Below are 25,787 nucleotides of genomic sequence, written 5' to 3' on the forward strand. Positions count from 1 at the left end.
GAGCGTCATCTCAAGGACTCGGGCCGCGGCGACCGGTCGATCACAGCCGGTCGTCCTCCGGCACCCGGGCGCCCGCGTCCGGGTCCGGGTCGCCGAGGTCGACGACCTCGGGCAGCCGGTCCGTCCCGGTGACGGTCAGGAATGCGACCAGGGCCACGATGACCACCAGGTACAGCACCGTGGTCCCGGTGGCACCGAGCCCCAGCCCGCCGTCGTCACGATCCTGGGTCAGGTAGTCGCCGATCGACGCACCGAGCGGCCTGGTCAGGATGTAGGCGGCCCAGAACGAGACCACCGCACCCATCTTCAGCACGTAGTGGCCGGCCGCCACCGCCGCGATCAGCGCCGCGAACAGGAACGCCGAGAGCAGATAGCCGAGGTCGAACTGCTCCGCCACCAGGTCACCGGCGGCGGTACCGAGCGCGAAGGTGAAAAGGATTGCCGCCCAGTAGAACCCTTCACGCCTGGCGGTGTAGATGGTGTGAATCGACAGGGTTCGTTCGCTGGCGTACCAGGCCCCGAAGGTCGCGGCGAGGGCAAGTGCGAACACCACGACCGTCAACTCGAGCGGCACCCCGAGGTTGTCGACCAGGTTGTCCGTGATCAGGGTGCCGACAACGCTCACCAACACGACAGTGAGCCAGTAGATCCAGGGCACGTAACGCGGCGCCCGGAACTGCAGGTACAGCACGGCGCCCAGTAGGACCGTCATCACCGCCGTGGTGCCGGCGAGCCCTAGCCCGAGGTCCGCGTTCAGGGAGTCGGCGGCGGTCTCGCCCACCGTGGTGGCCAGGATCTTGATGATCCAGAAGTAGACGGTGACCTCGGGAACCTTGCTCAGCAGTCGCGTGGCGGTCGGCATGGGGTGAGAGTCGCAGGCGCGCGCTGTGAAAGCGCTGAGACGGGAGTTCACCTGGCACGCTGGAGGCATGACGCCTGATCGACTCGAGCCCGTGCGCCGACTCGACACCGTCCGCAGGCTCAACCCGGCGCGCTGGACCGTACGCGCCCGATCCGCAGTCGCCGCGGCGCTGGTGGTGGCGGTCTGCCTCGCCGCGGCCGGCGCGCTGCTGCTGGTGGTGCTGTTCCGGTCGCTGGAGCATTCCGCGCAGAACGCGGCGGCGGCGCGGGCCGCGCAGATCGCGGGCCAGCTGCGCAGCGAGACGCCCGCCGAGCTCGACCCGTCCCTGCTGTCCACCGACGGCCAGATCGGCGTGGTGCAGGTGACGGATGCCGGCGCCGCCGTCCTGGCCGCCTCGAACGGCGCGCCCGCGGACCCGCTGACCACCGCGACCCTCGACCCAGGGCAGTCCGGTGAACTGGGGCGGGTCGAGAATGCCACCGAGCAGTTCGACTACTGGGTCGTGGGCCTCGGGGCCACCGCAAACGGCGGGGGGCCGGTCACCGTCCTGGTGGGCGCGGACCGTGAGCCCGTCGAGGGCGTGGTCGAGAAGGTCGCGCTGCTGCTCGTGGCGGGGTCCCCGCTGGTGATCGCGCTCGTGGTGGTCGGCACCTATCGCCTGGTCGGCGCCGCGCTGCGGCCGGTCGAGGACATCCGGGCTCGGGTGGCCTCCATCTCCGCCTCGGACCTCGCCGACCGCGTCCCCGTCCCCGCCTCCCACGACGAGGTCGCCCAGCTGGCGTCGACGATGAACGCAATGCTCGGCCGCCTCGAGGCCGGCCAGGCAACGCAGCGGCGCTTCGTCTCCGACGCCTCCCACGAACTGCGCAGCCCGCTGAGCACCGTCTCCGCGGCGCTAGAGCTCGCCCAGGGTCGTCCCGACCTCGTCGACACCCAACTGATCGACGAGTCCCTGCTACCCGAGACCGGCGCATGCACCACCTGATCGAGGACCTGCTGCTGCTGGCCCGGTCCGACGAGGCAACCCTGACCCTGCAACAGGTGGACGTGGACCTCGACGACCTGCTGTTCGACGAGGAGGTGCGGCTTCGCGGCAGGCCCGGGCTGCTGACTCAGTCGCGGATCTCTCCGTGCCGGGTCACCGGTGACCGCGCCGCGCTGAGCCGGGCGGTGCGCAACCTGGTCGACAACGCCGCCCGGCACGCGCGCACCGTCGTCACCCTGGAATGCCACGCGGACTCCGGTTCCGCGGTGCTCACGGTCGCCGACGACGGCCCCGGGATCGCCCCCGAGGACCGGGCCCGGGTGTTCGAGCGGTTCGTACGGCTCGACCCCACCCGCAGCCGCACTTCCGGCGGGACGGGGCTGGGCCTGGCGATCGTCGATCAGATCGTTCGCGCGCACCACGGCACGGTCACCGTCGGGGAGTCCAGTGACGGCGGGGCGTTGCTGACCGTGACTCTGCCACTCGCGCAACAGGATTCGCTTGGTCAGTCGTCCGGGTCGACGAGCCGGTAGCCGACGCCCCGGATCGTGTCGATGGTCACGGTGCCGAACGGCGCGTCGATCTTGCGGCGGATGTAGCCGATGTACACCTCGACTACGTTGTCGTCGCCCTCGTAGTGGCTGTCCCAGACCGATCGCAGGATCTCCGTCTTGCTGACCACGTCGCCCTTGTGCCGCAACAGGAATTCGAGCACACCGTACTCGCGCGGGGTCAGCGTGAGCGGCACGTCGCCGCGGGCCACCCTCCGGCGCGCGGGGTCGAGGGACAGGTCCCCTGATCGCAGGACCACCGGGCGCTGCGGCGCGCCCCGCCGCACCAACGCGCGCAGCCGGGCCAGCAGCACCACGAAGGAGAACGGCTTGGTGAGGTAGTCGTCGGCGCCGAGGTCGAACGCGTCGGCCTGGTCGTACTCGCCGTCCTTGGCGGAGAGCATCAGCACCGGCGTCCACACCTCACGGGCGCGCAACTCCCGCAGCACCTGGTAGCCGTGCATGCCAGGCAGCATGATGTCGAGGACCACCACGTCGAAGTCGCCGGACGCGGCCAGTTCCAGACCTGCGTAGCCGTCGCGCGCGACGTCCACCACCAGGCCCTCCGCGGTGAGTCCGCGTCGCACGGTCTCAGCCAGCCGGGCCTCGTCCTCCACCAAGAGAATTCGCATCGCACCTCCGCACAGAGTGTCGACCTTGCACCATTGGACCCCATCGTGCGGCCGTGCCGGGAATCGTGCTCAGCGTTCTCACAGCGGCGCATGCAATGGTGCGATCATGCCCGACACCCGCGAGCACCGCCGCAGGCCGCGGCGCAGTTGACGCTGTTCCGAGCCTCGAGGGGTTGGTGTTTCGCAAGCTCACCTACGTCGGAGTCACCGGCACCTCAGGACTGAGCACCGGCCACGGGGTTCGTACGGCGGTCGGGAGGTAGTTGCTTCAGACCGGATGACACTACGAGGACGGACAGCACGATGGCCGCAAGAAGCAGCGCCAGGACATCTCCCCACAGATGTCCCATGTGGTCGCCGCTGCCGAAGGATTGCACCGCCATTATCGCGGCGTGGACGACGCTCGAGCATACGGTGAACCAGATCAGGCTGATGTTGGCCTCGGGACGTCGCGCCGCGTTCCAGAGGAAAATGCCCAGCGTCGCGTACAGGCCAACGATCATCATGAAGTAGTCGGACTGGTAGGGAGCACCGAGATGCCATGCCCACCCCGTCGGCCACACCACAGCGAGCGGATAGAGAAGAAGCATCACCGCGCCAAAGACGACGAGCGCGATCTGGAGAAGTCTGTAGCTGTATGAGGACACCATTGCGCGCTCCAACAGGTATGGGCTCCGAGCAGGTCCTGTTCCTCGGACCCCTGAGGCGATCGTGGAATCAAACTACGAGGCGTGGGCCCGGATCAGTTCCGAGACCCGACGGCCCAACTTGCGGTGGTACTGCTCGCCCTGGTCAATAGCAGCCGGATGTAGCGGCCGCATCGGCTGCAGCGCCGTACTGTTGCCAGGCGGAGACGGTCTGTGGAGCATTCGCCCCGTACACGGCTTCATTGACCGTCGCGGCGTCGTAAGAGCGTCGCACCTGTGAGATCAACGCGGCGCATTGCCGCGGCCTAGCTGCCGCGGTTGGGGCGGTGAGGATTCCGATCCCTCCCGCGAGAGCCGCAATGGTCAGCGCACTAGCCGTAACTCGACGAACGAACATGTCCTTCTACCTTTCTCTTGTTGGTTGCTTCGAAAGCAGAGCGGGAAACAAACACGATCCCGTCGCGGGATCTCGCCGAACCTGCGTAGGCGTTGGCCCGTTTGGCCCGGCGGAGTCGGCGACCGTTCAGATCACCGAGTAGCGCGTCCCACCACGATCGGACGGACGATCGACGGCATGCCGCGCCACACGGCATCGTCGGCTGCGATGGTGAAGCCGCAGTCGCGCATCAGCTCCCCGGTGGCGCGGTTGCAGCGGCAGCCGCCCGCAAAGTGTCGCCACGGTGTGAGCAGAAGATCCTGGCACGCCGCGAGGAACCGCGAGCTCGCACGCACATGTTCGATGAACAGCAACTGCCCATCCGGGCGGAGCACGCGTGCGATCTCGCGAAGCGCGAGTTCGGGGTCGTTGACGGTGCACAGGACGAGCGTCGAGACGACGGTGTCCACGGACGCATCCGCGAGCGGTAGACGCTCGGCGGGCGCGTCGACGATCCGCGCGACGCGCCCGTGCCGCTGCAGGCGACGCGCGAGGCTTCGGCGCATCCCAGGCTCGGGTTCAACGAGCACGAGCTCGGCGATCCCGTCGGGATAGTGCGCGATGTTCAGCCCGGTCCCGGCGCCGATCTCGACGACGCGCCCGCGGGCGCCGCCCAGGAGCGTGCTCCGCCGGCGGCGCATGCCTGCGATCTCGCCCAGCCAGAGAAACGGGTCGTACGCCAGGGCGAAAATCCGCAGCCACGCCGCTGACGGCGGGCTCGCCTGGAGTTCGTTGCTTGATTCGATGCTTGCGTTCTCGGTCATGTGGCCAAACGTACGAGTGACCGCATGTTGCACGCATCGCTCAGCGCGGCCATCTTCTGCAGATGGCCCGTTCCGGCCATCTCACAAGAGTCCGAGACGCGCGGCCTCCGCGACGGCGGCCGTCCGTGAGGTGCGGCCCAGCTTGCGGCGGATATTCGCAACGTGGCGGTGAACGGTGTGCGGGCTCAGCACGAGCTGCTCGGCGATCTCGCGATCGCCGAGACCGCGAGCGACGCAGGCGAGGATCTCACGCTCGCGGCTGGACAGTAGGACCGATTCCGGCTCGCTCGCATGGTGCGGCGACGGCTGCGCCGGTGCCAGCGCTTGGCGGCACGCGCGGACCACGGAATCGGTGTCGTCGTGCCAGGGGAAGTGCGCGCTTCCCGGCAGCGGGATGAATGTCGCGCCTGGAATGGCGGCCGCGACCTCACGCCCGAGCCGGAACGGCACAGCGCGGTCGCCACGACGATGCACAACCAACGCCGGCTGGCGGACGAGAGGGAGGTGCGCGCGTACGTCAAGGCGATAGACCAGATCCAACAGCGCGGCAGCGGTTTCGGCGGTCGCCGCCTCCCGCTGCAACCGTGCGAAGAGTTCGCGCTCCGCAGAGTCGGCACCACCGAGGAAGATGTCACTGAGCAGGCGCGAGCCGAGTCCCCAGTGCGCACGCACCGCCGCCAGGATCGCGTCCCCCACGCCCGGAGCTGTCAGCGCCGCACCGTCGGGGTACGACCCGTACAGCACCAGGTGCTCGACGCGCTCCGGAAATGCTGCGGCAAATGCGATGGCGGTGCAACTCCCAGACGAGCCGCCGATGAGCGACACGCGCTCGAGTTCGAGCTCGTCCAGAAGCGCGCGCAACGTCGCAACTTCCCCACCGAGACTCAGATCCGAATCGTGCAAAGTGCGGTCCGACATGCCCACGCCGAGCCGGTCGTAGCGGATCAGTGTGTAGCCAGTCGCGACTCCCTCCCAGAATCGCCGAAAGCCCACGCCCTGCCAGTCGAGCTCGAGGTGACTCACCCACCACGCCGGAGCGACGAGCGGTGGACCGTCCCCGCGTATCTCGTACGCCAGGCGGCGGGCGCCGAGGGGGAGGAACCGGATCTCGGACTTCTCCAGCATCGCCCGAGCCTACGACGTCCGGCTGAGCAGCGAATCAGAAGAAGCACTACCAACCCACCGCACCCCAACGGCCTTGAACGGAACTACTGCAGCCATTCCGACGGGCTGGATCGTGGCGTCCGGCGGGATCCGTCCTCGCCGGACGCCTCCTCCGACCGGGCGTTTTCTTCCTCGTCGACCGCGAAATGCTCGCCGAGTCGACCCTCGTGCCGCCTACTCAGTCCGCCAGCACGCGTTCGAGTGCGTCGTCCGGGGGCGATCCCACCTTCGGCGGCCGGTTCGAGAGCATGTCGGCGACGGCCTTCGGCCTGGCGAGCCACTCCCGCGCGGTGTTCCTGGCCACGGTGATCGTCCGGCAGTCGCAGTCGCCCTTGACGCCGTCGGCATCGATCCCGGCGTGCCGGCACAGCGCCACCGCCCGGGAGACGTGGTTGCCCTGGCTGACGATCAGCGCCTTGCGCACCCCGAACGTCTGCGCGGCACGGGCGCAGGTGTCGTAGGTGTCCAGCCCGTAGTCGTCACCGACGATCAGGCTGCGATCGACGCCGCGGGCCACCAGGTAGTCGGTCATCGCGGCGATCTCGTTGCCGGAGGTGCCGTTGGCGTCGCCGGAGACCAGCACCGCGCGCGCCTTCCCCTCCCGCACCAGCCGGGCCCCCACGTCGAGGCGGCCGGCCAGGAAGGACATCGGCTTGCCGTCGGCGACCTTGGCGCCGAGCACGATCACCACCGGGGCCTCCGGCGCGTCTCCGGGTTCGTGCACGTGCCCCGCGGAGGCGACCCCGATCCAGGCCATCGAACCGAGCACCACGACCGCCAGCAGTGCCACCCCCGACGCGGCGACGCGCACCAGTCGCCGGCGCACCGGCCTGCCGTCGGCCGAGCCGGTCAGGAGCCGTCCCGCGGCGACTGCGCCCGGCGCGCGGCCTTGGCCTCCGCGTCCGCCGCGTCCATCCGGTTGGCCTCCTCGAGCGTCGGCGCGCTGCCGCCGAGCCGGGCCGGCACCCAGTACTCCCCGGCGGGGTGCTCGTAGTTCTCCTGCAGCGACGTCAGCAGCTCCGCCATGACGGCGTGCAGCGCGGCGGTCAGGTCGGCGGCAGGCTCGAACGGCGCGATCGGCGCACCGACCGCGATGGAGATCGGAGTGTTGGTGCGGCCCAACCGCTTCGGGTGCCCCTTGGTCCACACCCGCTGAGCGCCCCAGATCACCACCGGGATGATCGGCACGTCCGCCTCGAGGGCCATTCGCGCCGCGCCGGACTTGAAGTCCTTGAGCTCGAAGCTGCGGCTGATGGTCGCCTCCGGGTATACGCCGACCAGCTCGCCCCGGCGCAGGTCGTCGACGGCGGCCCGGAACGAGTCGGCGCCCGCGCCCCGGTCCACCGGGATGTGCTTGAGCGTGCGCATGATCGGCCCGGAGATCTTGTTGTCGAAGACCTCCTTCTTCGCCATGAAGCGGATGTACCGCTTGACCTTGCGCACTGGCAGGCCTGCGTACGTGAAGTCCAGGTACCCGGTGTGGTTGACGGCGATCACCGCCCCGCCGTGGGGCGGGATGTGCTCCGCGCCGGTGACCGTGAACTTCAGGCCCTGGGCGGCGAACATCGTACGAGCGATGCCGATGATCGTTCTGTAGACGGGTTCCACGATTGCCGAGCCTAGCGGTCGGGCAGCTCCGCTGCCTGTGCGCCTTTTTGGTGACTGGGGCCACCGGAAAGGCGCACGGGCGGCGCAGCCGCCTACCCTTGAGGCGTCGAATCATCCGTAGGAGGCATACCAGTGCAGGTCACGAGCGTCGGACACGCCGGATTCCACATCCAGACCGAGGCGGGATCGATCCTCTGCGACCCGTGGGTGAACCCCGCCTACTTCGCGTCGTGGTTCCCCTTCCCCGACAACACGGGGCTGGACTGGGACGCCCTCGGCAATGTCGACTACCTGTACGTCTCGCACCTGCACAAGGACCACTTCGACCCCGAGACGCTGAGCAAGCACGTCAACAAGGACGCGACGGTGCTGCTGCCGGACTACCCGGTGCCGGACCTCAAGCGCGAGCTCGAGAAGCTCGGCTTCCACAAGTTCTTCGAGACCGCGGACTCCGTCAAGCACACCGTCACCGGGCCCAAGGGCGACCTGGACGTCATGATCATCGCGCTGCGCGCCCCGGCCGACGGCCCCATCGGTGACTCGGGCATCGTGATCTCCGACGGCACCACCACCTGCTTCAACATGAACGACGCCCGCCCGGTGGACATGGACGTGCTCGGCGAGCAGTTCGGCAAGATCGACATCCACTTGCTGCAGTACTCGGGCGCGATCTGGTACCCGATGGTCTACGACATCCCGTCGCGCACCAAGTCGAACTTCGGCAAGCAGAAGCGTCAGCGCGGCATGGACCGCTGCCGCAGCTACATCGAGCAGGTCGGCGCCACCTGGGTGGTCCCGTCCGCCGGCCCGCCGGTGTTCCTGGACCCGGAGCTGCGCTACCTCAACGACGACCGCGGCGACGAGGGCAACATCTTCCCCGACCAGATCGTCTTCCTCGAGCAGATGCGCCAGCACGGCAACAACGGTGGCCTGCTGATGATCCCGGGGTCGACGGTGGACCTGAGCGGCAGCGAGCTCACGCTCACGCACCCGATCCCGGACGCCGAGGTCGACAAGATCTTCTCGGACAAGGCCGCCTACATCGAGGACATGGCGCAACGTCTGGCGCCGGTGCTGGCCGCCGAGAAGGCGACGTGGGCGCCGGCCGAGGGCGAGCCGCTGCTCGCGCCGCTCAAGGCGAAGTTCGAGCCGATCATGGCGCAGTCGGACCTGATCTGCGACGGCATCGGCTACCCCGTCGGCCTGGTGATGGGCGAGGAGACGGTGGTCCTCGACTTCCCGAACCGGACCGTGCGCGAGCCGATCGAGGGCGAGGGCAAGTACCGGTACGGCTTCCGGATCGCGCCCGAGCTGGTGCGCACCGTGCTGCGCGACGACGAGCCGGACTGGGTGAACACCATCTTCCTGTCCACCCGCTTCGAGGCGTGGCGGGTCGGCGGCTACAACGAATTCCTCTACACCTTCTTCAAGTGCCTGACCGACGAGCGCATCGCGTACGCCGACGGCTGGTTCTCCGAGGCGCACGACGACTCCTCGTCGATCGAGCTGGGCGGCTACGAGATTCAGCGCCGGTGCCCGCACCTGAAGGCGGACCTGTCGAAGTTCGGCGTGGTCGAGGGCAACAACCTCACCTGCAATCTGCACGGCTGGCAGTGGGACCTCGAGACCGGACGCTGTAAGACCTCGAAGGGACACGAGCTGCGCTCGACGAAGCTGTAGTCCCGAGGCCCCGCACCCGATTTCGGGTGCGGGCGCGGAACGCGGCAATTCTCGAATCGGCTGCGTGTATCGGGAATTACGCCGGGCGCCGCGTGGTTGCAATGGAACACGGCTATTCGAGGCGCGCCATGTCCACGGCCACCGCTTTGCGGGCGAGCGGGCGATCGCGAAGACCGACGGCACCCCGGTCGCGAGCATGACGGAAGCCTTCCGGAAGGCTGGGCGGCGGCGACTGGCACTTTCGTCGGCGATACTCGTGCCACCACGCGTCGACCCTCCTTCCTCGAGAGGAAGGACGAGGCAGTGAAACTCGCGACTACCTGGACATTCGGACTCCTGACCGCCGCCGCCGTGGTCTTCGGCGGATTCGGCGGCGACTGGTCCGCGAATGCGGCCGGACCGACCCCGTGCCCCGTGGTGCCGGTTCAGGCCGACGACCCTGACGACGACCACGAGCGACAGATGCGGGAGCAGGACCAGCGGGAACGCAACCAGGATCTCCGGGAACGGAGGGACGGAGGCGTGCCGCGTCTGTGCCTGCCCTACGAAGGCAGCTCCGCCGTCGCCTGAGTCGTCGAACCCGGCTGAGCGAGGAACTTTCCCGGACCGCTCCCGGGCGGGTGACGTGGTCCGGCTTGCGGCTGCCGTGTGACTGTCGTCTCATGTAGCGAGACGGGCCGCCCCGAATCCGTCTGTCTCTGACCCACTGGGCTGACAGAGACCCCACCGGGAGAGGACGACACCATGACGACCGTGACGACCGACGTCGACGAGGTTCGGGAGATCGAGGGCGGTGCGGCGCCGCAGCGGTTCGCCCGCGGCTGGCACTGCGTCGGCCTGTCCCGGGACTTCACCGACGGGGAGCCACATGCCCTCAACGCCTTCGGCACCAAGCTCGTCGCCTTCGCCGACAGCGCCGGCGAGATCAAGGTCCTCGACGGCTACTGCCGGCACATGGGCGGTGACCTGAGCCAGGGCACCGTCAAGGGCGACTCCATCGCCTGCCCGTTCCACGACTGGCGCTGGGGTGGCAACGGCAAGTGCACCGCGATTCCCTACGCCCGCCGGGTTCCGCCGCTGGCCCGCACCCGGGCCTGGCCGGTACTCGACCAGGACGGTCTGCTGTTCGTCTACAACGACCCCGAGGGCAACCCGCCGCCCGAGGAGGTGCGCCCGCCCCGCATCCCCGGCGCCCTGGCAGACGACTGGACAGACTGGAAGGGCTTCAAGCAGACGATCGTGCACACGAACGTGCGCGAGCTCATCGACAACAACGTCGACATGGCGCACTTCTTCTACGTGCACGGCTCGTTCCCGACGTTCTTCCGCAACATCTTCGAGGGCCATGTCGCCGCCCAGTACATGAACGGCGTCTCCCGCGACGACATCCGGCCGCCCGCCAAACCCGGCGAGCCGCGGGTGCTCGGCAACTCGTCCGCCGCCGCCTACTACGGCCCGGCCTTCATGATCGACGAATTGACCTACCACTACGAGGGTTTCGACTCCGAGGCCATCCTGCTCAACTGCCACTACCCGATCGATGCAAACACCTTCGTGCTCACCTACGGGGTGATCGTGAAGTACTCCGAGCACCTCTCCCCCGAGGCCGCGGAGAAGCTGGCCACAGGGATGAGCACGTTCATCAACAAGGGCTTCGAGCAGGACGTGGAGATCTGGCGCAACAAGACCCGGATCGACAACCCGCTGCTGTGCGAACAGGACGGTCCGGTCTACCAGCTGCGCCGCTGGTACGAGCAGTTCTACGTCGACGTCGCCGACATCACCCCGGACATGACCGACCGGTTCGAGTTCGAACTGGACACCACCCGGCCGGTCGAGTCGTGGAAGCGGGAGGTCGAGGAGAACCTCGCCCGCCGCGCGGCCGCCCAGGGCTGAGCCGTGCGGCCCGTGCAGTGCCGCGAGTGCGGGGTCACCGTGCTCGTGCAGAAGTTCAGTTGGGAGCACACCGAGGTGCAGTGGACCGAGGAGGCGGTCGCGGCCTGCCCGGTGCTGGCACCGCTGGCCGACCGGAGCGGCATCGCCACGCTGACCGGCGGCTGCGAGGCGATGCGGTCCTCGATCCGGGAGGCCGCCGTGGAGGGCCTTTTCGGCGACCTCGACTGAGCGGAAGCACCCGAACGGGCGGTTACCGGTTCGACCTCTCGACGGTTGGTCCGGCAACCGCCCGTTCGGCGAGCTATGCCCCGCCGAACAACGCGAGGTAGTCCTCGCGGCCGAACATCTTCGCGCTGTCGACCGCCGTGGGGTGCCCGGCGTTCGGGTCGGCGCCGGCCGCGGCGAGTGCCCGCACCACCGCCTCCTCGCCCTTGAAGATCGCGCCCGCGACCGGGGACTGACCGCGGCCGTTGAGCCGGTCGACGTCCGCGCCCCGCTCGATCAGCACCTGCACCGCCTCGGCGTGGCCGTGGTACGCGGCGAGCATCACCAGCGTGTCGCCGGTGCCGTTGGTGAGGTTCACCGGGACGCCCGCGTCGAGGTAGGCGGCGAGGGTGGCGGCGTCACCCGCTCGGGCCGCGTCGAAGACTCGCTGCGCGATCTCCTGCAACTGGGGGTCGATCGGTTCGTCCGTCATGTCGGCCGAAGCTACCCTGCCCCGCGCCGCACCACCCGTCGACGGGCCCAGTCTCCGTGACCTACCGGTGACGGCTACGGGGCGCGCAGGACGTCGGTGCCGACGAACGGCTGCAGCGCCGCGGGCACCCGCACGCTGCCGTCGGCCTGCTGGTGGTTCTCCAGGATCGCGACCAGCCACCGGGTGGTGGCCAGCGTGCCGTTGAGGGTCGCGGCGGTCTGCGGCTTGCCGTTCTCGTCGCGGTAACGCACCGAGAGGCGTCGGGCCTGGAAGGTGGTGCAGTTCGAGGTGGACGACAGCTCGCGGTAGGCCTGCTGGGTGGGCACCCAGGCCTCGCAGTCGAACTTGCGCGCCGCGGAGGAACCGAGGTCGCCGCCGGCGACGTCGATCACCCGGTACGGCACCTCGATGGCGGCGAGCATCTCGCGCTCCCAGGCCAGCAGCCGCTGGTGCTCGGCGTCCGCGTCCTCCGGCCGGCAGTAGGTGAACATCTCGACCTTGTCGAACTGGTGCACGCGGATGATGCCGCGGGTGTCCTTGCCGTAGCTGCCCGCCTCGCGGCGGAAGCAGGAGGACCAGCCGGCGTACCGCTTCGGCCCCGACGCCAGGTCCAGGATCTCGCCCGAGTGGTAGCCGGCGAGCGGCACCTCGGAGGTGCCGACGAGGTACAGGTCGTCCGCCTCGAGGTGGTACACCTCCTCGGCGTGCTGGCCCAGGAAGCCGGTGCCCTTCATGATCTCGGGGCGCACCAGCACCGGCGGGATCATCATGGTGAACCCGTTGGCCATCGCCTTCTGCGCCGCCAGCTGCAGCATGCCGAGCTGCAGCATCGCGCCGAACCCGGTGAGGAAGTAGAACCGGGCGCCGGAGACCTTGGCGCCACGCTCCATGTCGATCAGGCCCAGCGACTCGCCCAGCTCCAGGTGGTCCTTCGCCTCGAAGTCGAAGGTCGGGAGCTCACCGACGGTCTCGAGGGTGATGAAGTCGTCCTCGCCCCCGGCGGGTGCGCCCTCCTGCACGACGTTGGAGATCGCCCGCTGCGCCGCGTCGAGGGCGGCGTCCGCCTCGTGCTGCGCGGCCTCGGCGTCCTTGACCTTCTGCGCCAGCTCCTTGGCCCCCTCGAGCAGGGCGGGACGGTCCTCCGGGGCGGCCTGGCCGACCTTCTTGCCGAGCGCCTTCTGCTCGGCCCGCAGGTTGTCCCCGGCCAGGACTGCTGCGCGGCGCGCCTCGTCGGCGGCCAACAGCGCGTCGACCAGGGCCGGGTCCTCCCCGCGGGTGCGCTGGGACTCACGGACGACGTCGGGATTCTCGCGCAGGAACTTGAGGTCAATCACGCAGCAGACCCTACTTGGTCGGCGCCGGCGGCGATCGGGACCCGCGGGGACGGCCGCCGCGCGGGCGCCTGAGGTTCGGCCGCCGCCGATGCCAACGGGCATGATGGAGGTGATGTCCGACGAATCCACACCCGAGACCCCGAGCGCCGACCCGACGGACGGCCCCCAGGACCGCGCCGAGGCCGCAGCGCCGGCGGACGCGCCCGCCGACGCGACGGCGGACAACCCCCAGCAGCGGTACATGTCGGCCAGGACGACCCGGCGCGTGCTCGCCGCAGTCGCACTGGGCGCGGTACTCGCCGCCCTGGTCACCGTGGTGTTCTCCGGCGGTTTCAAGAGCGAGACCGAGCTGATCAGCCACCCCAGCACCGGCGGGCCGATGTCCACCGGCGCGGTGGCGGGCACGGCGTTCGGCACCGCAGCCGTCGGCGACTGCCTGACCTGGACCAAGGACGACGCCAGCGACCTGTCGAAGGTGGACTGCTCTGCCAAGCACCTGTTCGAGGTGGCCGCCGAGGTGGACCTGAGCGTCTTCCCCGGCACCGAGTTCGGGCCCGGCTCCCGGTTCCCGGGCGTGCTGCGTTTCTCCCAGCTGCGCGACGAGCACTGCGCGCCCGCGGTCAACGAGTACCTCGGCGCCCGGTACGACCCGCACGGCAAGTACAGCGTCGGCCTGATCAACCCCGGCGAGGCCGGCTGGGCGGCGGGCGAGCGCACGGTGCGCTGCGGTCTGCAGAACTCCGGCACCACCGGCACGCTGCAGCCGATCACCGGGACGGTGTCCGGCCAGGACCAGTCCAAGGCGTGGCCCGCGGGCACCTGCATCGGCATCAACCAGAACGTGCCCACCGACCCCGTCGACTGCGCCGAGGCGCACGCCTTCGAGGCGATCTCGGTGGTCGACCTGGGCGCGAAGTTCCCGGACGGGTTCCCGTCCGTCGAGGACCAGGACAAGTACCTGGAGGAGACCTGCACCCAGGCGTCGAACGAGTACCTCGGCGCCGACGGGCTGCGGAACAAGACCCTCACCCTGTTCTGGGACAACCTCGACCTGACCAGCTGGCTGGCTGGCAGTCGCAAGGTGAACTGCTCCGTCGGCAAGGAGGTCGACACCGGCGGCTTCGCGTCGATCGTGAACTCCACGAAGGGCGACATCCTGATCAACGGCGCGCCGCCCGTCGCGCCGCCGCCCCTCCCGGAAGGCCGCTCCCTGCCCACCCCGCTGCCCGGCGCCGGCCCCGCACCGGCCGGCTGACATGCCGGTACGTATGACCGAGGCCGCCTTCGAGGAACTGGTCTCCGAGGCGCTGGACCTGATCCCGCCCAAGCTCGCCCGGGCCATCGACAACGTCGTGGTGCTGGTCGAGGACCGCGACCCCGAGGATCCCGGACTGCTCGGGCTCTACCAGGGCATCGCCCTGACCGAGCGGGACAGCCACTACGGCGGCTCGCTGCCCGACACCATCACCATCTACCGCGAGGCCCTGCTCGAGGTGTGCGAGAACGAGGAGCAGGTGGTCGAGGAGGTCGCGATCACCGTCATCCACGAGATCGCGCACTACTTCGGCATCGAGGAGGAGCGGCTGCACCAGCTCGGCTGGGGCTGAACCGGTCGCCGCAACGGGACGGGGATCCGGTGGCCGGTACCCTTACCGCGACAACCTGGCGATCGAGACGTTTGGTAGGACAATGGGTGAACCCGCCGGCGAGCCGGCTCAGCACGATGCCGCCGGCGACTGGCGCCAGATGAAGGACGTCGAGCTGACCCCGATCCTCTCGGCGTCGCTCGACGCCTTCTACGAGCTCGGCTACCACGGGACGACGGTGCGGGAGGTGGCCCGCCGGGTCGGGGTGACGGTTCCGGCCCTGTACTACCACCACGACAGCAAGGAAGGTTTGCTGATCGCGCTGCTCGAGTTGTCGACGGCCGATGTGCTGGCGCGGGCGCACGACGCCGATGCGGCCGGTGGTGACGATCCGGTCCAACGGCTCGCGAACGTCATCGAGGCGATCGTGTTGCGGATGACGAACCGGGCCCGCCTCGCGTCACTCGAGGGCGAGGTGCGGTACCTGAGTGCGGAGAACCGGCAGCGGTACCGTGCGGTGCGCAAGGGCATCGAGGAAGTGGTCCTCCGGATCGTCCAGGACGGCACGGCCAGTGGGGCCTTCGATGTCGACGATCCCGCGGAGACCACACGCGCACTGCTCGGCATGTGCCAGTCCATCCCTCGCTGGTACCACGCGGAGGGCACCCTGTCGCCCGAAGAGGTCGCGAAGAAGTACGTCGCGATCGCGATGAAAACCGTTGGGGCGCACTAGGCGGCTCCGCCGCCCGCGAGTCCTTTCGGCCCCGGCGGACCGGAAGGACTCGGAGGGCCGTCAGCGACCGAAGACCGCCGGCCGTTTGCCCAGGAACGCGTCGACGCCCTCGGCGAAGTCGGCGGCCGCGAGCAGCTCGAGCTGGCCGGCCCGTTCCCGGGCGAACGCCGGGTCGAGCTGCCCGAGGGTCGCGTCGTTGATCGCGGCCTTGGTGGCCACGAACGCGTCCGACGGTCCGTCGACGAGCGCCCGGACGAGGGCCTCCACGTCGTCGGCGAACGTCGCGTCCGGGAACACCCGCGCGATCAGACCCGCGTCGAGCGCGTCCGCGGCGGGCAGACGCTCGGCGAGCAGCGCCATCCGCATCGCGCGGGCCCGGCCGATGGACGCCGCGACCAGCGCGGTCGCACCGCCGTCGGGCATCAGGCCGATCTTGGTGAACGCGAGCAGCAGGTAGCTGGACTCGGCGGCGACGGTCAGGTCAGCGCCGAGGGCGAGCGAGACCCCCACCCCGGCAGCCGGGCCGTTGACGGCCGCGACGACGGGGCGCGGGAACGCGCGCAGAGCGGCGACGAGCCGGTTGGCGGCGTCGATGGTGGACGGGTCGGGCGGTCCGGACAGGTCGCCGACGGTGGACAGGTCGGCGCCGGTGCAGAACGCCCGGCCGGCGCCGGTGAGCACGACGGCACGGACCGCGCGATCACCGGCGTGCTTGTCCAGGGCGTCGGCTGCGGCATCGAGGGTCTCGGTGGTGACGGAGTTCATCCGGGCGGGCCGGTTGACGGTAATGCGCAGGACGCCGTCGGCCAGGCCGACGAGGACGTCGTTGGTGTCGGTGCTCATGAACTGTCCTTCTCGGGGAGTCAGGATCGGAAAGTGAGCGCCACTTTGCCGGTGGCGCTGCGGGATTCGAGGCCGCACAGCAGCGTCGGCACGGCAGCGTGCCGCGGTCGTTTTCATCTGTACCAGACCCCACTGAGCGGTCGCTAGCCAATGTCATCCGTTGACCACCTCCCGGGTAGCGTGATAGTTGTCTTAGCGAGCGTTCAGTAAATCAATTTCGCAGAAGATCCCCCGAGGAGCAACCCATGGCCGACGAGTCGACCACCGCGCCCGAGCCCGCGGCGCTGTACGAGCGCCGAGGCAGCGTCGCGATCATCACCCTCAACCGCCCGCGCGCACTGAACGCCGTCAACGCGGCGCTCTCGACAGCTGTCGGGACCCTGCTCGAACAGGCCGACTCCGACGACGAGGTTCGGGCCATCGTCCTCACCGGCGCCGGGCGGGCCTTCTGTGCCGGCGCGGACCTGAAGGCGCTCGGCAGTGGCGCCCCCCTCGACGCCGACGGCCACCCGGAATGGGGTTTCGCGGGCTTCGTCCAGCACTGGGTGAGCAAGCCGACGATTGCGGCGGTCAACGGGTTCGCCCTCGGCGGCGGCACCGAACTGGTGCTCGCGTCGGACCTGGCGGTCGTCGACGAACAGGCACAACTGGGGCTGCCGGAGGTCACGCGCGGGTTGTTCGCCGCGGCCGGCGGCGTGATCCGCCTGCAGCAGCAGGTCCCCCGCAAGGTCGCCCTCGAACTCGCGCTCACCGGCGCGCCCATCACCGCCGCTGACGGCCTGAGACTGGGTCTGGTCAACCGCGTCGCGCCCGCCGGCACCGCCCTCGAGGTCGCCCTCGAACTCGCCGAGAGCATCGCCGCGAACGCGCCGCTGGCCGTGCGCGAATCGAAGTCGATGATCCACCGGACGGCTTCCGACTCGGACTGGGAACAGGACGTGTGGGACCGGAATGCCGAGGCCGTGAAGCTCGTCTTCACCAGCGCCGACGCGCAGGAAGGCCCGAAGGCCTTCGCCGAGAAGCGCCCGCCGGTCTGGCAGGGCCGCTGACCACCTCCCGATCTCGGCCCGGTGCTCCGCTGAGCCCCTGCCTCCGGGGCGCCGGGCCGCACCACCTTCCTCCCTCCCTCGAAAGGTTCCCCTCATGACCAACGCTGTCATCGTCGACGCCGTCCGCCTCGCATCCGGACGAGGCAAGCCCGGCGGCGCGCTGTCCGGGACCCATCCCGTCGAGATGCTGTCCCACGTGCTGCGCACCCTCGTCGACCGCAACGGCCTCGACCCCGCCCAGGTCGACGACGTCATCGGCGGCTGCGTCCAGCAGGTCGGCGAGCAGGCCCTCAACATCTCCCGCACCGCGCTGCTCGCCGCGGGCTTCCCGGAGTCCGTGCCCGCCACCACCATCGACCGCCAGTGCGGGTCGAGCCAGCAGGCCGCACACTTCGGCGCCCAGGGCGTCATCGCCGGCGCCTACGACATCGTGATCGCCTGCGGCGTCGAGTCGATGAGCCGTATCCCCATGGGCACGTCCTCCATGGGCCAGGACACAGCCGGCGCCGGCATTGCCGCCCGCTACCCGGAGGGCCTGATCCACCAGGGCATCTCCGCCGAACTGATCTCCGCGAAGTGGAAGCTCGACCGCGAGGCCCTCGACGCGTTCTCCGCGCAGTCGCACCAGCGCGCCGCCGCAGCGGCCGCCAACGGCCTGTTCGACAAGGAGATCGTGCCGATCACCGTCACGAACGCCGCCGGCGAGACCGTCACGCACACCGTCGACGAGACGGTCCGCACCAGCACCACCGCCGAGGGCCTGGCCGGCCTGCGTCCGTCGTTCCGCACCGACGAGTTCGCGGCCCGGTTCCCCGACGCCCCGTGGCAGATCACCCCGGGCAACTCCTCCCCCTTCACCGACGGCGCCTCCGCCGTGCTGATCATGAGCGAGGAGATGGCGAACAAGCTGGGGCTCACCCCGCGTGCCCGGTTCCACTCGTTCTCCGTGGTCGGCGACGACCCGATGCTCATGCTCACCGCCCCCATCCCCGCCACCCACAAGGTCCTGGCCAAGGCGGGCCTGAGCATCGACGACATCGACGCCTACGAGGTCAACGAGGCCTTCGCGCCGGTGCCGTTGGCCTGGGCCCACGAGTTCGGCGCCGACCCCGCCAAGCTCAACCCCCTCGGTGGCGCCATCTCCCTCGGTCATGCACTCGGGTCCTCGGGCACCCGACTGATGACCACCCTGCTCAACCACCTCGAGGCCACCGGCGGACGCTACGGCCTGCAGACCATGTGCGAGGGCGCCGGCATGGCCAACGCCACCATCATCGAACGACTCTGAGACACACCACTTCCCGAAAGGAACACCACATGATCGTCAACGACAGCGTCGCCCTCGTCACCGGCGGCGCCTCCGGCCTCGGCCTGGCCACCGCCAAGGCCCTCCTCGCCGACGGCGCCCAGGTGGTCATCGTCGACCTCCCCAGCTCCAACGGCGAGGTCGTCGCCAAGGAACTCGGTGACCGGGTGCGCTTCGCCGCGGCGGACGTCACCGACGAGGCAGCCGTCACCGCCGCCCTCGACCTGGCCGAGTCCCTCGGCACCCTGCGAGTGCTGGTGAACTGCGCCGGCATCGGCAACGCCGTCAAGACCGTCGGCAAGCAGGGTGCCTTCCCTCTCGACTCCTTCACCAAGATCATCAACGTCAACCTCGTCGGCACCTTCAACGTGCTTCGCCTTGCCGCCGAGCGCATCTCGAAGACCGAGCCCATCGACGGCGAGCGCGGCGTCATCATCAACACCGCCTCCGTCGCCGCGTTCGACGGCCAGATCGGCCAGGCCGCGTACTCCGCCTCGAAGGGCGGTGTCGTCGGCATGACCCTGCCGATCGCCCGCGACCTCGCGTCGCTGCTGATCCGCGTCGTCACCATCGCACCCGGCCTGTTCAAGACCCCGCTGCTCGGCTCGCTGCCCGAGGCCGCACAGGCCTCGCTCGGCCAGCAGGTGCCGCACCCGTCCCGTCTCGGCGATCCGTCGGAGTACGGCGCCCTGGCCGCTCACATCGTCTCGAACCCGATGCTCAACGGCGAGACCATCCGTCTCGACGGCGCCATCCGCATGGCCCCGCGCTGACCCACACGTGATCGAGGAGGGGCCGATGTCTGCACCGCCCGAAACCATCACCAACTGGCGGGAATTCGAGCCGATGCAGCTCGGCCCCATCCTCGACCACGCCCTGGATGCCTTCCACGAGAACGGCTTCCACGGCACCACGGTCCGCGACCTGGCCCGTCGAGTCGGGGTAACGGTGCCCGCCCTGTACTACCACCACGAGAACAAGGAAGCGGTTCTCGTGGCGTTGCTCGACACCGCGGTCCGCGACCTGATCGACCGCTGCGTCGCCGCGGTCGCCGACGGCGGTGACGATCCGGTCCTGCGCTTCGCCTACTTCTTCGATGCGGTGGTGCTGAACATGACGCACCGCTCCCGACAGTCCGCGCTCGACTCCGAGCTGCGGCACGTCGCGCCGGAGAACCGCCGCAACTACGCGGCGACCCGCAAGAGGCTCGAACTCATGGCCCTCGACCTGGTGGCGGACGGCGTCGACCGGAAGGTCTTCGTCGTCGACGACATCCCGGAGACAGTGCGTGCGCTCCTCGGCATGGGTCAGTCGATCGCCCGGTGGTTCCAGATCGACGGGCCTTTGACGCCCGACGCTGTCGCCACCCGCTACACGGCCATCGCCCTGCGCGTCGTCGGCCATCCCCCGCTTCCTGACATCCCCTACCGCTCGGCAGACGACCGGGGAACCCGCACCGTCGACGCCTGATCCAGCAAGGAGCAAGGACAATGCAGCGCAACCACTTCGAATCCGATCACGAGGACTACCGCGGCACCGTCCGCGAGTTCCTGGCCCGCGAGGTCGAACCCCACTACCTGCAGTGGGAGGAAGACCGGCTGATCGACCGAGGGTCCTACGTCGCCGCGGGCAAGTCCGGCATCCTCGGCCTCGGCGTCCCCGAGGAGTTCGGCGGGTCGGGTGTCACCGACTACCGGTTCCGGCAGGTCGTTTCCGAGGAGATCGCCCGCACCGGCACCACGTCGTTCGGGTCCAGCCTCTCCCTGCAGGACGACATCACGATCCCCTACATCCTGCACCTGGGTACCGCGGCACAGAAGGATCGCTGGCTGCCGAGCATGGCCGCCGGCGAGGTGATCGGCGCCATCGCGATGACCGAGCCGGGCGCCGGTTCCGACCTGCAGGGCGTCAAGACCACCGCGGTCCGGGACGGCGACGAGTGGGTGATCAACGGCCAGAAGACCTTCATCACCAACGGCATTCACTCCGACCTGGTGATCGTCGTGTGCCGCACCGACCCGAACGCCGGATCGAAGGGCTTCTCGCTGATCGTCGTCGAACGCGACACCCCCGGCTTCAGCCGCGGACGCAAGCTGCACAAGGTCGGGCTCGCCGCGCAGGACACCGCCGAGCTCGTCTTCGAGAACGTCAGGGTGCCCGCAGAGAACCTGCTCGGCACCGAGGGCCGCGGCTTCATCCACCTGATGGAGAACCTGCCGCTGGAGCGGATCGGGATCGCCGTCGGCGCCATCACCGCCGCCCGGGCCGCCTACGAGTGGACCAAGAGCTACGCGTTCGAGCGCAAGGCGTTCGGCAAGCCGATCGGCGACCTGCAGAACTCGCGGTTCGTGCTCGCCGAGATGCTCACCGAGATCGAGGTCACCGAGTCGCACATCGACCGCTGCGTGATCGCCCTGAACGCAGGCGAACTGACCGCCGTCGACGCGTCCAAGGCGAAGTGGTGGGCCACCGAGCTGCAGAAGCGGGTCGTGGACCGCGGAGTGCAGCTGCACGGCGGCTACGGATTCATGATGGAGTACCCGATCGGCCGCGCCTACGTCGACACCCGCATCCAGACGATCTACGGCGGCACCACCGAGATCATGAAGGAGATCATCGGACGGGACATCGCCGCCGAGTTCCGGTGACACGAATTCTCTGAACCATACCGGCGGGCAACCTGCTTGGAGGGAGATCGCCCGACTTCCGCTACTCCGACTCGCTCGGCGTCGAGGCAAACGGCAACGTCTGCCCTAGTTCTCAACAACCAAGCGGCCCTGGTCTGATGGAGCCTCTGAGCCCGTACATCCGGCAAGCAGCGGTTCCACTGGGCGTGCACACGGCGACCTGCCATGTGCACGCCCAGTGCTCGCTGTCGGCCTGTCCGGCGCCCAGGACTCGTCAGTAATGCTCGATGTGGGCCCGGATCGCTCCGTCGGCTCGCACCCAGCCCTTCCCTCGCGCGTACTCCCGCATTGCCTGGAAGCCGGCCCGCCAGTCGTCACCGGCACCATCCGCATCGGCCAGTCGTGCGACGGCCGCAGCGGATATCCAGGCATTCCCGCCGACTGTCTCCCCCACCGATGCAGCCTCGAGAGCCTCTCCTACCCGAACGGTCGCGTAGTCGGCCGGCGCACGCACCGCAAAGCCGGTGAAGGTGTCCCGATTCTCCAACCGAACGGCACCGAACTCGTTTACCACCAATTGCATAACTGGTCCTCAATCCTGAGTGTGCTGGGACGGCAGGGACTTTCCTGCCGAGGTTCGTTCGCTCCCGGGGTCTCACGACTGCCTCCGACTACGAGACGCGGCTCCCGGAGGGCCCCGAAGGGGACGATGCGTGCGCGACTCCAGGTCAACCTTCTTCGAAACTCAAGTGGCGGAGCCAACTTCAGCGACCGGAGCGTCATCCCGCGCCACGACGCACCCCAAACCCTCCAACCCGCTGCCCTTCGCCCCGCTATCCGCGACTCCCGGGACTGCGAGTCCGGACCCCGAACATACCCCGACTCGAGAGTCCCAGCGTCCTAGCGCCTTTCGGCATCCTCCACCCGCGCGACCTTACCCGCAAGACCTTCACTCCAGGTCTTGACGCGACACAAAACTAAAACTAACGTCACTTTTAGTTATTGTGACTCGCACCACCGGAAGGAACATCACATGGAACTGGGCGTCATGAGCCTCGGCGACCACCTGCCCAACCCGCACACGGGGATTCGCACTTCACAGGGCGAGCGTCTGCGCTCCGTCGTCGACAGCTCGGTGGAAGCGGAGAGCTTGGGATTCTCCATGATCGCGCTGGGAGAGCACCACTTCAACGACTACATCATCTCTTCACCGCAGCTCATGCTCGCTGCAATTGCCGAGCGCACCGAGCGGATCCGGCTGGCCACTGCCGTGACCCTGCTGGCCACCTCGGACCCCGTCCGCGTGGCAGAGGATTTCGCAACGCTCGACCAGCTGTCCGGAGGTCGGGCCGAAATCGTCGTCGGACGCGGCATCAACCCCGAAACCTATGCGGCATTCGGCGGCCTGGACCCCAAGCAGGGCCACGCCATCATGAGCGAGAAGGTCCAGCTGCTGGATCAGCTCTGGAACTCGAAGGAGCCCTTCAACTGGTCCGGCGAGTTCCGCGGACCGCTCGAGAACGTACAGCTCAAGCCCTCACCGCTCGCGAGCGCACCCCGCGTGTGGATGGGCACCGGCACCACCGAGGAGTCCGTCCGACGCACCGCCGCACAAGGGCTACCGCTGATGCTGCCGAGCATCTTTGCCCGCATCGATACCTGGGGCCCGCTCGTGAAGATCTACCGCGAGCTCATGGAGGAGCAGGGCAAGCAGGCGATGGTTGGCTCCTGCAGCTACGTTCACGTCGCACCTGACAGCCAGGCCGCACGCGAGCAGTGGCGCCCCTACTTGACCGGGTATGTCACGTGGGCACGCCAACTGCTCGGCAACAAGTCCCCCGTGAACTACGAGGAACTGATCGAGGGAACGGCTATGTGTGGCAGCCCGGAAGAGGTCCTCGATCGAATGGGCACGTTCAAGGAGACCATAGATCCCGACATCCACCTCGCCGCCTTCGACTGCGGTGCACTCCCGCACGAGATGCTCATGGACACGATGGCGCTGTTCGCCGCCGAGGTCATGCCCAAGCTGTAAGTGCATCCCCGTCAGCGATATCGATACAATCGAGGCCTACAGCGACAAGATCAAAGGGGCCATCAAGGTGCACACAACGAGTACCGGGCACCAGCACGTGGGCACGAAGGGGCAGCAGACCGCACAGCTCATCAAGACCGCTGCACGCACCGTCTTCAAGCGCGACGGCTATCTCAATGCCAGGATGACCGATATCGCTGACGAGGCCGGCAAGTCTCCGGCCACGCTCTACAACTACTTCGACAACAAGCGGGAGATCCTCCACGCGATGTTGGAGGACTTCTTGAACCGCGTCCTCGATCAGGGGAACCCTGATCCGCAGGGCGTGTACACCTCGGAATCACTGAGATCGGCCATCGCCGTGTTCTGGCGCACCTACACCGAGTTCCTTCCTGAACTGGTCGGAATCACGCACGCTGCCTCGGTCGAGGACGAGTTCCTGCAAGCGTGGATGCAGATTCGCGAGGTAGGCGTCAAACAGATTGCCGGACGAGTCAAAGTGCTTCAGCGAGAAGGGATGGTGGATCCGAAGCTGGATCCGTACGTCACCGCATCAGCACTCTCCTCCATGCTCGAACACAGTTGTTATCTGTGGCTGGGCATGGATGTACAAGGGATTGGGCGACCTGGGTCGGATGACGAGGCGATCGACACCCTCACCTACCTGTGGTCGCGTGCGCTGGGAATCGAATGACCTGCGATTCCGTAGTGCGTACGGGGTAGGTCAGAGAACGTCCGCGAGTTCCCCGAGCAGCGCGGCCTTGCCCTTCGCACCGACGATCGTATTGACCGGCTTGCCACCCTTGAACAGGATAAGCGTCGGGATCGACTTGACCTGGAAGTCGCGGCCGGAGGCCGGGTTGGCATCGATGTCGAGCTTCGCGATGGTCAACTTCTCACTGTTCTCACCGGCAATTTCCTCGAGAACCGGGGCAACCATCTTGCACGGGCCGCACCACGTAGCCCAGAAATCGACCAGAACAGGCTTGTCACTTGCCAGGACGTCCTGCTTGAAGGAATCGTCGGTGATGGTGACGGTATTCGACACGGTTACTCCTCGAGGTTTGGGAACGAGCGTAAAGGTAAAGCGATCAGAGGTCAGGGAGCGCCGACGACATCGACACTGTGCCCGGCAGCGTCGAGCGTGTTGGCGGTGATGTCCCCACGATCGGCAAGCCAGCGTTCGGCATCGATCGCCGCGGAGCATCCGGTGCCGGCAGCGGTGATGGCCTGACGGTACGTGTGATCGACCAGGTCACCGGCAGCGAACACGCCGTCGACGGAGGTCGCGGTGGAACCCGGGGCGACGCGGACGTAGCCGGCGTCGTCGAGTTCGACCTGGCCCTTGACGAGTTCACTGCGCGGATCGTGACCGATGGCGACGAACATGCCCGTGATGTCGAGGGTGGAGGTTTCACCGGTGACGGTGTCGCGGACCTCGAGGCCGGTGACACTGTTCTCGCCGAGCACCTCGACGGGTTCGGTGTTGGTCAGGAAGCGGATCCTCTCGTTCGCCTTGGCGCGTTCGAGCATGATGCGTGAGGCGCGGAACTCCTCGCGGCGGTGCACGAGGGTGACGGAGCGGGCGAAGCGGGTGAGGAAGGTGGCCTCTTCCATTGCGGAGTCGCCGCCGCCGACCACGACGATGTCCTGGTCGCGGAAGAAAAAGCCGTCGCAGGTGGCGCAGGCGCTGACGCCGCGGCCGAGGAGGCGTTCTTCGCCGTCGATACCGAGGTAGCGGGCGGCTGCGCCCATGGCGAGGATGATTGCGTGCGTGGCGTAGGTTTCGCCGTTCGCGGTGACGGTCTTGATCGGTGCGCTCAGGTCGATCGCGTCGACGTCTTCGGTGCGGATGTCGGTCTCGAAGCGCCGGGCCTGCTCACGCATCTGGTCCATGAGGTCGGGGCCCATGATTCCTTCGCGGAATCCGGGGAAGTTCTCGACCTCGGTGGTGGTCATGAGGGCGCCACCGAATTGGGTTCCCTCGAACAGAAGGGGCGCGAGCTCAGCGCGCGCGGTGTAGACACCAGCGGTGTATCCGGCGGGGCCGGAACCGACAATGATGACGTCATGGACCGTGGACGGAGTGGTCATGCGGGCCTCTTTCAGGGAGCGGCATGAGGGAAGTTCGGGCGGTCCGCACGACACCGACGGAGTCGCGAGCTCGTCACATCAGATTTGACTCATCCGAACGAGTTGCCCAGCAACATCATTCGACCTTCCGAAATGCTGACACACTCTCGGATGAACGGTGCCCGGCTTCCCGGAATCTTCGGCTGTCTGTGGTGACCCACACTACCGCTATAGCGAGCGCTAAGTAATAACTCCATGACAGAGGGAGGCCGACGTGGC

27 protein-coding genes and 1 pseudogene are annotated in these 25,787 nt (G+C 68.4%); 15 read left to right on the forward strand and 13 right to left on the reverse strand.

Features of this window, described 5'->3' with window-relative positions; translation table 11 throughout:
* Window positions 1–40: 40 nt before the first annotated feature.
* Complete coding sequence (locus AC1DWC_RS08100) at window positions 41–862, reverse strand: COG4705 family protein (protein WP_477907002.1); 822 nt, start codon at window positions 860–862, stop codon at window positions 41–43.
* A 67-nt stretch (window positions 863–929) separates the two neighbouring features.
* On the opposite strand from AC1DWC_RS08100, the pseudogene AC1DWC_RS08105 reads away from it, so the two are divergent.
* Window positions 930–2,380 (forward strand): annotated as a pseudogene (locus AC1DWC_RS08105) (sensor histidine kinase).
* Here AC1DWC_RS08105 and AC1DWC_RS08110 read toward each other — a convergent pair.
* The 6 genes from AC1DWC_RS08110 to AC1DWC_RS08135 all read right to left on the reverse strand — a co-directional run bounded on the left by AC1DWC_RS08110 (window position 2,353) and on the right by AC1DWC_RS08135 (window position 7,649).
* Window positions 2,353–3,030: a response regulator transcription factor gene (locus tag AC1DWC_RS08110; protein WP_477907004.1), complete on the reverse strand. Its 678-nt coding sequence runs from the start codon at window positions 3,028–3,030 to the stop codon at window positions 2,353–2,355. The pseudogene AC1DWC_RS08105 and the gene AC1DWC_RS08110 overlap by 28 nt on opposite strands.
* Window positions 3,031–3,245: 215 nt before the next feature.
* Window positions 3,246–3,680 (reverse strand): DUF6632 domain-containing protein, encoded by a 435-nt coding sequence (locus tag AC1DWC_RS08115; RefSeq protein WP_477907006.1) that lies wholly within the window; start codon window positions 3,678–3,680, stop codon window positions 3,246–3,248.
* A gap of 525 nt (window positions 3,681–4,205) precedes the next feature.
* Complete coding sequence (locus AC1DWC_RS08120; protein ID WP_477907008.1) at window positions 4,206–4,877, reverse strand: class I SAM-dependent methyltransferase; 672 nt, start codon at window positions 4,875–4,877, stop codon at window positions 4,206–4,208.
* A gap of 81 nt (window positions 4,878–4,958) precedes the next feature.
* Window positions 4,959–6,002, reverse strand: coding sequence for an alpha/beta fold hydrolase (locus tag AC1DWC_RS08125; protein ID WP_477907010.1), 1,044 nt, complete (start codon window positions 6,000–6,002; stop codon window positions 4,959–4,961).
* A 217-nt stretch (window positions 6,003–6,219) separates the two neighbouring features.
* Entirely contained in the window at window positions 6,220–6,867 is a 648-nt protein-coding gene (locus AC1DWC_RS08130; protein WP_371851146.1) for a SanA/YdcF family protein, read from the reverse strand.
* 23 nt (window positions 6,868–6,890) lie between these two features.
* Entirely contained in the window at window positions 6,891–7,649 is a 759-nt protein-coding gene (locus AC1DWC_RS08135) for a lysophospholipid acyltransferase family protein (RefSeq protein ID WP_477907012.1), read from the reverse strand.
* 132 nt (window positions 7,650–7,781) lie between these two features.
* Between AC1DWC_RS08135 and AC1DWC_RS08140 the strand changes: the two genes are divergently transcribed.
* From AC1DWC_RS08140 to AC1DWC_RS08155, 4 genes are all read left to right on the forward strand, one after another.
* Window positions 7,782–9,329 (forward strand): Rieske 2Fe-2S domain-containing protein, encoded by a 1,548-nt coding sequence (locus AC1DWC_RS08140; protein ID WP_477907014.1) that lies wholly within the window; start codon window positions 7,782–7,784, stop codon window positions 9,327–9,329.
* A 303-nt stretch (window positions 9,330–9,632) separates the two neighbouring features.
* Window positions 9,633–9,899 carry a hypothetical protein gene (locus AC1DWC_RS08145; protein ID WP_477907016.1) on the forward strand — a complete coding sequence of 89 codons (267 nt, stop codon included), beginning with the start codon at window positions 9,633–9,635 and terminating at the stop codon, window positions 9,897–9,899.
* Window positions 9,900–10,073: 174 nt separating this feature from the next.
* Window positions 10,074–11,225 (forward strand): 3-ketosteroid-9-alpha-monooxygenase, oxygenase component, encoded by a 1,152-nt coding sequence (locus tag AC1DWC_RS08150; protein WP_477907018.1) that lies wholly within the window; start codon window positions 10,074–10,076, stop codon window positions 11,223–11,225.
* Between the two features lie 3 nt (window positions 11,226–11,228).
* Window positions 11,229–11,453 (forward strand): hypothetical protein, encoded by a 225-nt coding sequence (locus tag AC1DWC_RS08155; protein ID WP_477907020.1) that lies wholly within the window; start codon window positions 11,229–11,231, stop codon window positions 11,451–11,453.
* Between the two features lie 73 nt (window positions 11,454–11,526).
* On the opposite strand, the gene AC1DWC_RS08160 is transcribed toward AC1DWC_RS08155, so the two are convergent.
* Window positions 11,527–11,922: an ankyrin repeat domain-containing protein gene (locus AC1DWC_RS08160; protein WP_477907022.1), complete on the reverse strand. Its 396-nt coding sequence runs from the start codon at window positions 11,920–11,922 to the stop codon at window positions 11,527–11,529.
* A gap of 74 nt (window positions 11,923–11,996) precedes the next feature.
* Window positions 11,997–13,256, reverse strand: coding sequence for a serine--tRNA ligase (serS, locus tag AC1DWC_RS08165; protein WP_072844458.1), 1,260 nt, complete (start codon window positions 13,254–13,256; stop codon window positions 11,997–11,999).
* A gap of 103 nt (window positions 13,257–13,359) precedes the next feature.
* On the opposite strand from serS, the gene AC1DWC_RS08170 reads away from it, so the two are divergent.
* The 3 genes from AC1DWC_RS08170 to AC1DWC_RS08180 all read left to right on the forward strand — a co-directional run bounded on the left by AC1DWC_RS08170 (window position 13,360) and on the right by AC1DWC_RS08180 (window position 15,575).
* Entirely contained in the window at window positions 13,360–14,511 is a 1,152-nt protein-coding gene (locus AC1DWC_RS08170; protein ID WP_477907159.1) for a septum formation family protein, read from the forward strand.
* Between the two features lies 1 nt (window position 14,512).
* Complete coding sequence (locus tag AC1DWC_RS08175) at window positions 14,513–14,863, forward strand: metallopeptidase family protein (RefSeq protein ID WP_072844457.1); 351 nt, start codon at window positions 14,513–14,515, stop codon at window positions 14,861–14,863.
* A gap of 82 nt (window positions 14,864–14,945) precedes the next feature.
* Window positions 14,946–15,575: a TetR/AcrR family transcriptional regulator gene (locus tag AC1DWC_RS08180; protein ID WP_477907024.1), complete on the forward strand. Its 630-nt coding sequence runs from the start codon at window positions 14,946–14,948 to the stop codon at window positions 15,573–15,575.
* A 60-nt stretch (window positions 15,576–15,635) separates the two neighbouring features.
* On the opposite strand, the gene AC1DWC_RS08185 is transcribed toward AC1DWC_RS08180, so the two are convergent.
* The gene (locus AC1DWC_RS08185; protein WP_477907027.1) at window positions 15,636–16,418 is read right to left on the reverse strand and encodes an enoyl-CoA hydratase; all 783 of its coding nucleotides are present in this window, start codon (window positions 16,416–16,418) and stop codon (window positions 15,636–15,638) included.
* Window positions 16,419–16,663: 245 nt separating this feature from the next.
* On the opposite strand from AC1DWC_RS08185, the gene AC1DWC_RS08190 reads away from it, so the two are divergent.
* The 5 genes from AC1DWC_RS08190 (at window position 16,664) to AC1DWC_RS08210 (ending at window position 21,421) form a co-directional block, all read left to right on the forward strand.
* On the forward strand, window positions 16,664–17,467 hold the full coding sequence (locus AC1DWC_RS08190) for a crotonase/enoyl-CoA hydratase family protein (protein ID WP_477907029.1): 804 nt from the start codon (window positions 16,664–16,666) through the stop codon (window positions 17,465–17,467).
* A gap of 94 nt (window positions 17,468–17,561) precedes the next feature.
* Complete coding sequence (locus AC1DWC_RS08195; RefSeq protein WP_477907032.1) at window positions 17,562–18,755, forward strand: thiolase family protein; 1,194 nt, start codon at window positions 17,562–17,564, stop codon at window positions 18,753–18,755.
* 29 nt (window positions 18,756–18,784) lie between these two features.
* Window positions 18,785–19,546, forward strand: coding sequence for a 3-hydroxyacyl-CoA dehydrogenase (locus AC1DWC_RS08200; RefSeq protein ID WP_072844451.1), 762 nt, complete (start codon window positions 18,785–18,787; stop codon window positions 19,544–19,546).
* 25 nt (window positions 19,547–19,571) lie between these two features.
* Window positions 19,572–20,243: a TetR/AcrR family transcriptional regulator gene (locus AC1DWC_RS08205; protein WP_477907034.1), complete on the forward strand. Its 672-nt coding sequence runs from the start codon at window positions 19,572–19,574 to the stop codon at window positions 20,241–20,243.
* Window positions 20,244–20,263: 20 nt separating this feature from the next.
* The gene (locus tag AC1DWC_RS08210; protein WP_477907036.1) at window positions 20,264–21,421 is read left to right on the forward strand and encodes an acyl-CoA dehydrogenase family protein; all 1,158 of its coding nucleotides are present in this window, start codon (window positions 20,264–20,266) and stop codon (window positions 21,419–21,421) included.
* 253 nt (window positions 21,422–21,674) lie between these two features.
* Here the strand turns inward: AC1DWC_RS08210 and AC1DWC_RS08215 are convergent, their stop codons facing one another.
* Window positions 21,675–21,983 (reverse strand): hypothetical protein, encoded by a 309-nt coding sequence (locus AC1DWC_RS08215; protein WP_477907038.1) that lies wholly within the window; start codon window positions 21,981–21,983, stop codon window positions 21,675–21,677.
* A 450-nt stretch (window positions 21,984–22,433) separates the two neighbouring features.
* On the opposite strand from AC1DWC_RS08215, the gene AC1DWC_RS08220 reads away from it, so the two are divergent.
* Both AC1DWC_RS08220 and AC1DWC_RS08225 read left to right on the forward strand, forming a co-directional pair.
* On the forward strand, window positions 22,434–23,435 hold the full coding sequence (locus AC1DWC_RS08220; RefSeq protein WP_477907040.1) for an LLM class flavin-dependent oxidoreductase: 1,002 nt from the start codon (window positions 22,434–22,436) through the stop codon (window positions 23,433–23,435).
* A 97-nt stretch (window positions 23,436–23,532) separates the two neighbouring features.
* A complete protein-coding gene (locus AC1DWC_RS08225; protein ID WP_477907042.1) occupies window positions 23,533–24,129 on the forward strand; it encodes a TetR/AcrR family transcriptional regulator in 597 nt (198 codons plus the stop codon).
* A 30-nt stretch (window positions 24,130–24,159) separates the two neighbouring features.
* Here AC1DWC_RS08225 and trxA read toward each other — a convergent pair whose 3' ends face one another.
* Window positions 24,160–24,483: a thioredoxin gene (trxA, locus tag AC1DWC_RS08230; protein ID WP_477907044.1), complete on the reverse strand. Its 324-nt coding sequence runs from the start codon at window positions 24,481–24,483 to the stop codon at window positions 24,160–24,162.
* 50 nt (window positions 24,484–24,533) lie between these two features.
* Window positions 24,534–25,529 (reverse strand): thioredoxin-disulfide reductase, encoded by a 996-nt coding sequence (trxB, locus tag AC1DWC_RS08235; protein ID WP_477907046.1) that lies wholly within the window; start codon window positions 25,527–25,529, stop codon window positions 24,534–24,536.
* Window positions 25,530–25,787 lie beyond the last annotated feature (258 nt).

This window comes from Rhodococcus sp. P4_C10 (genome assembly GCF_056402135.1).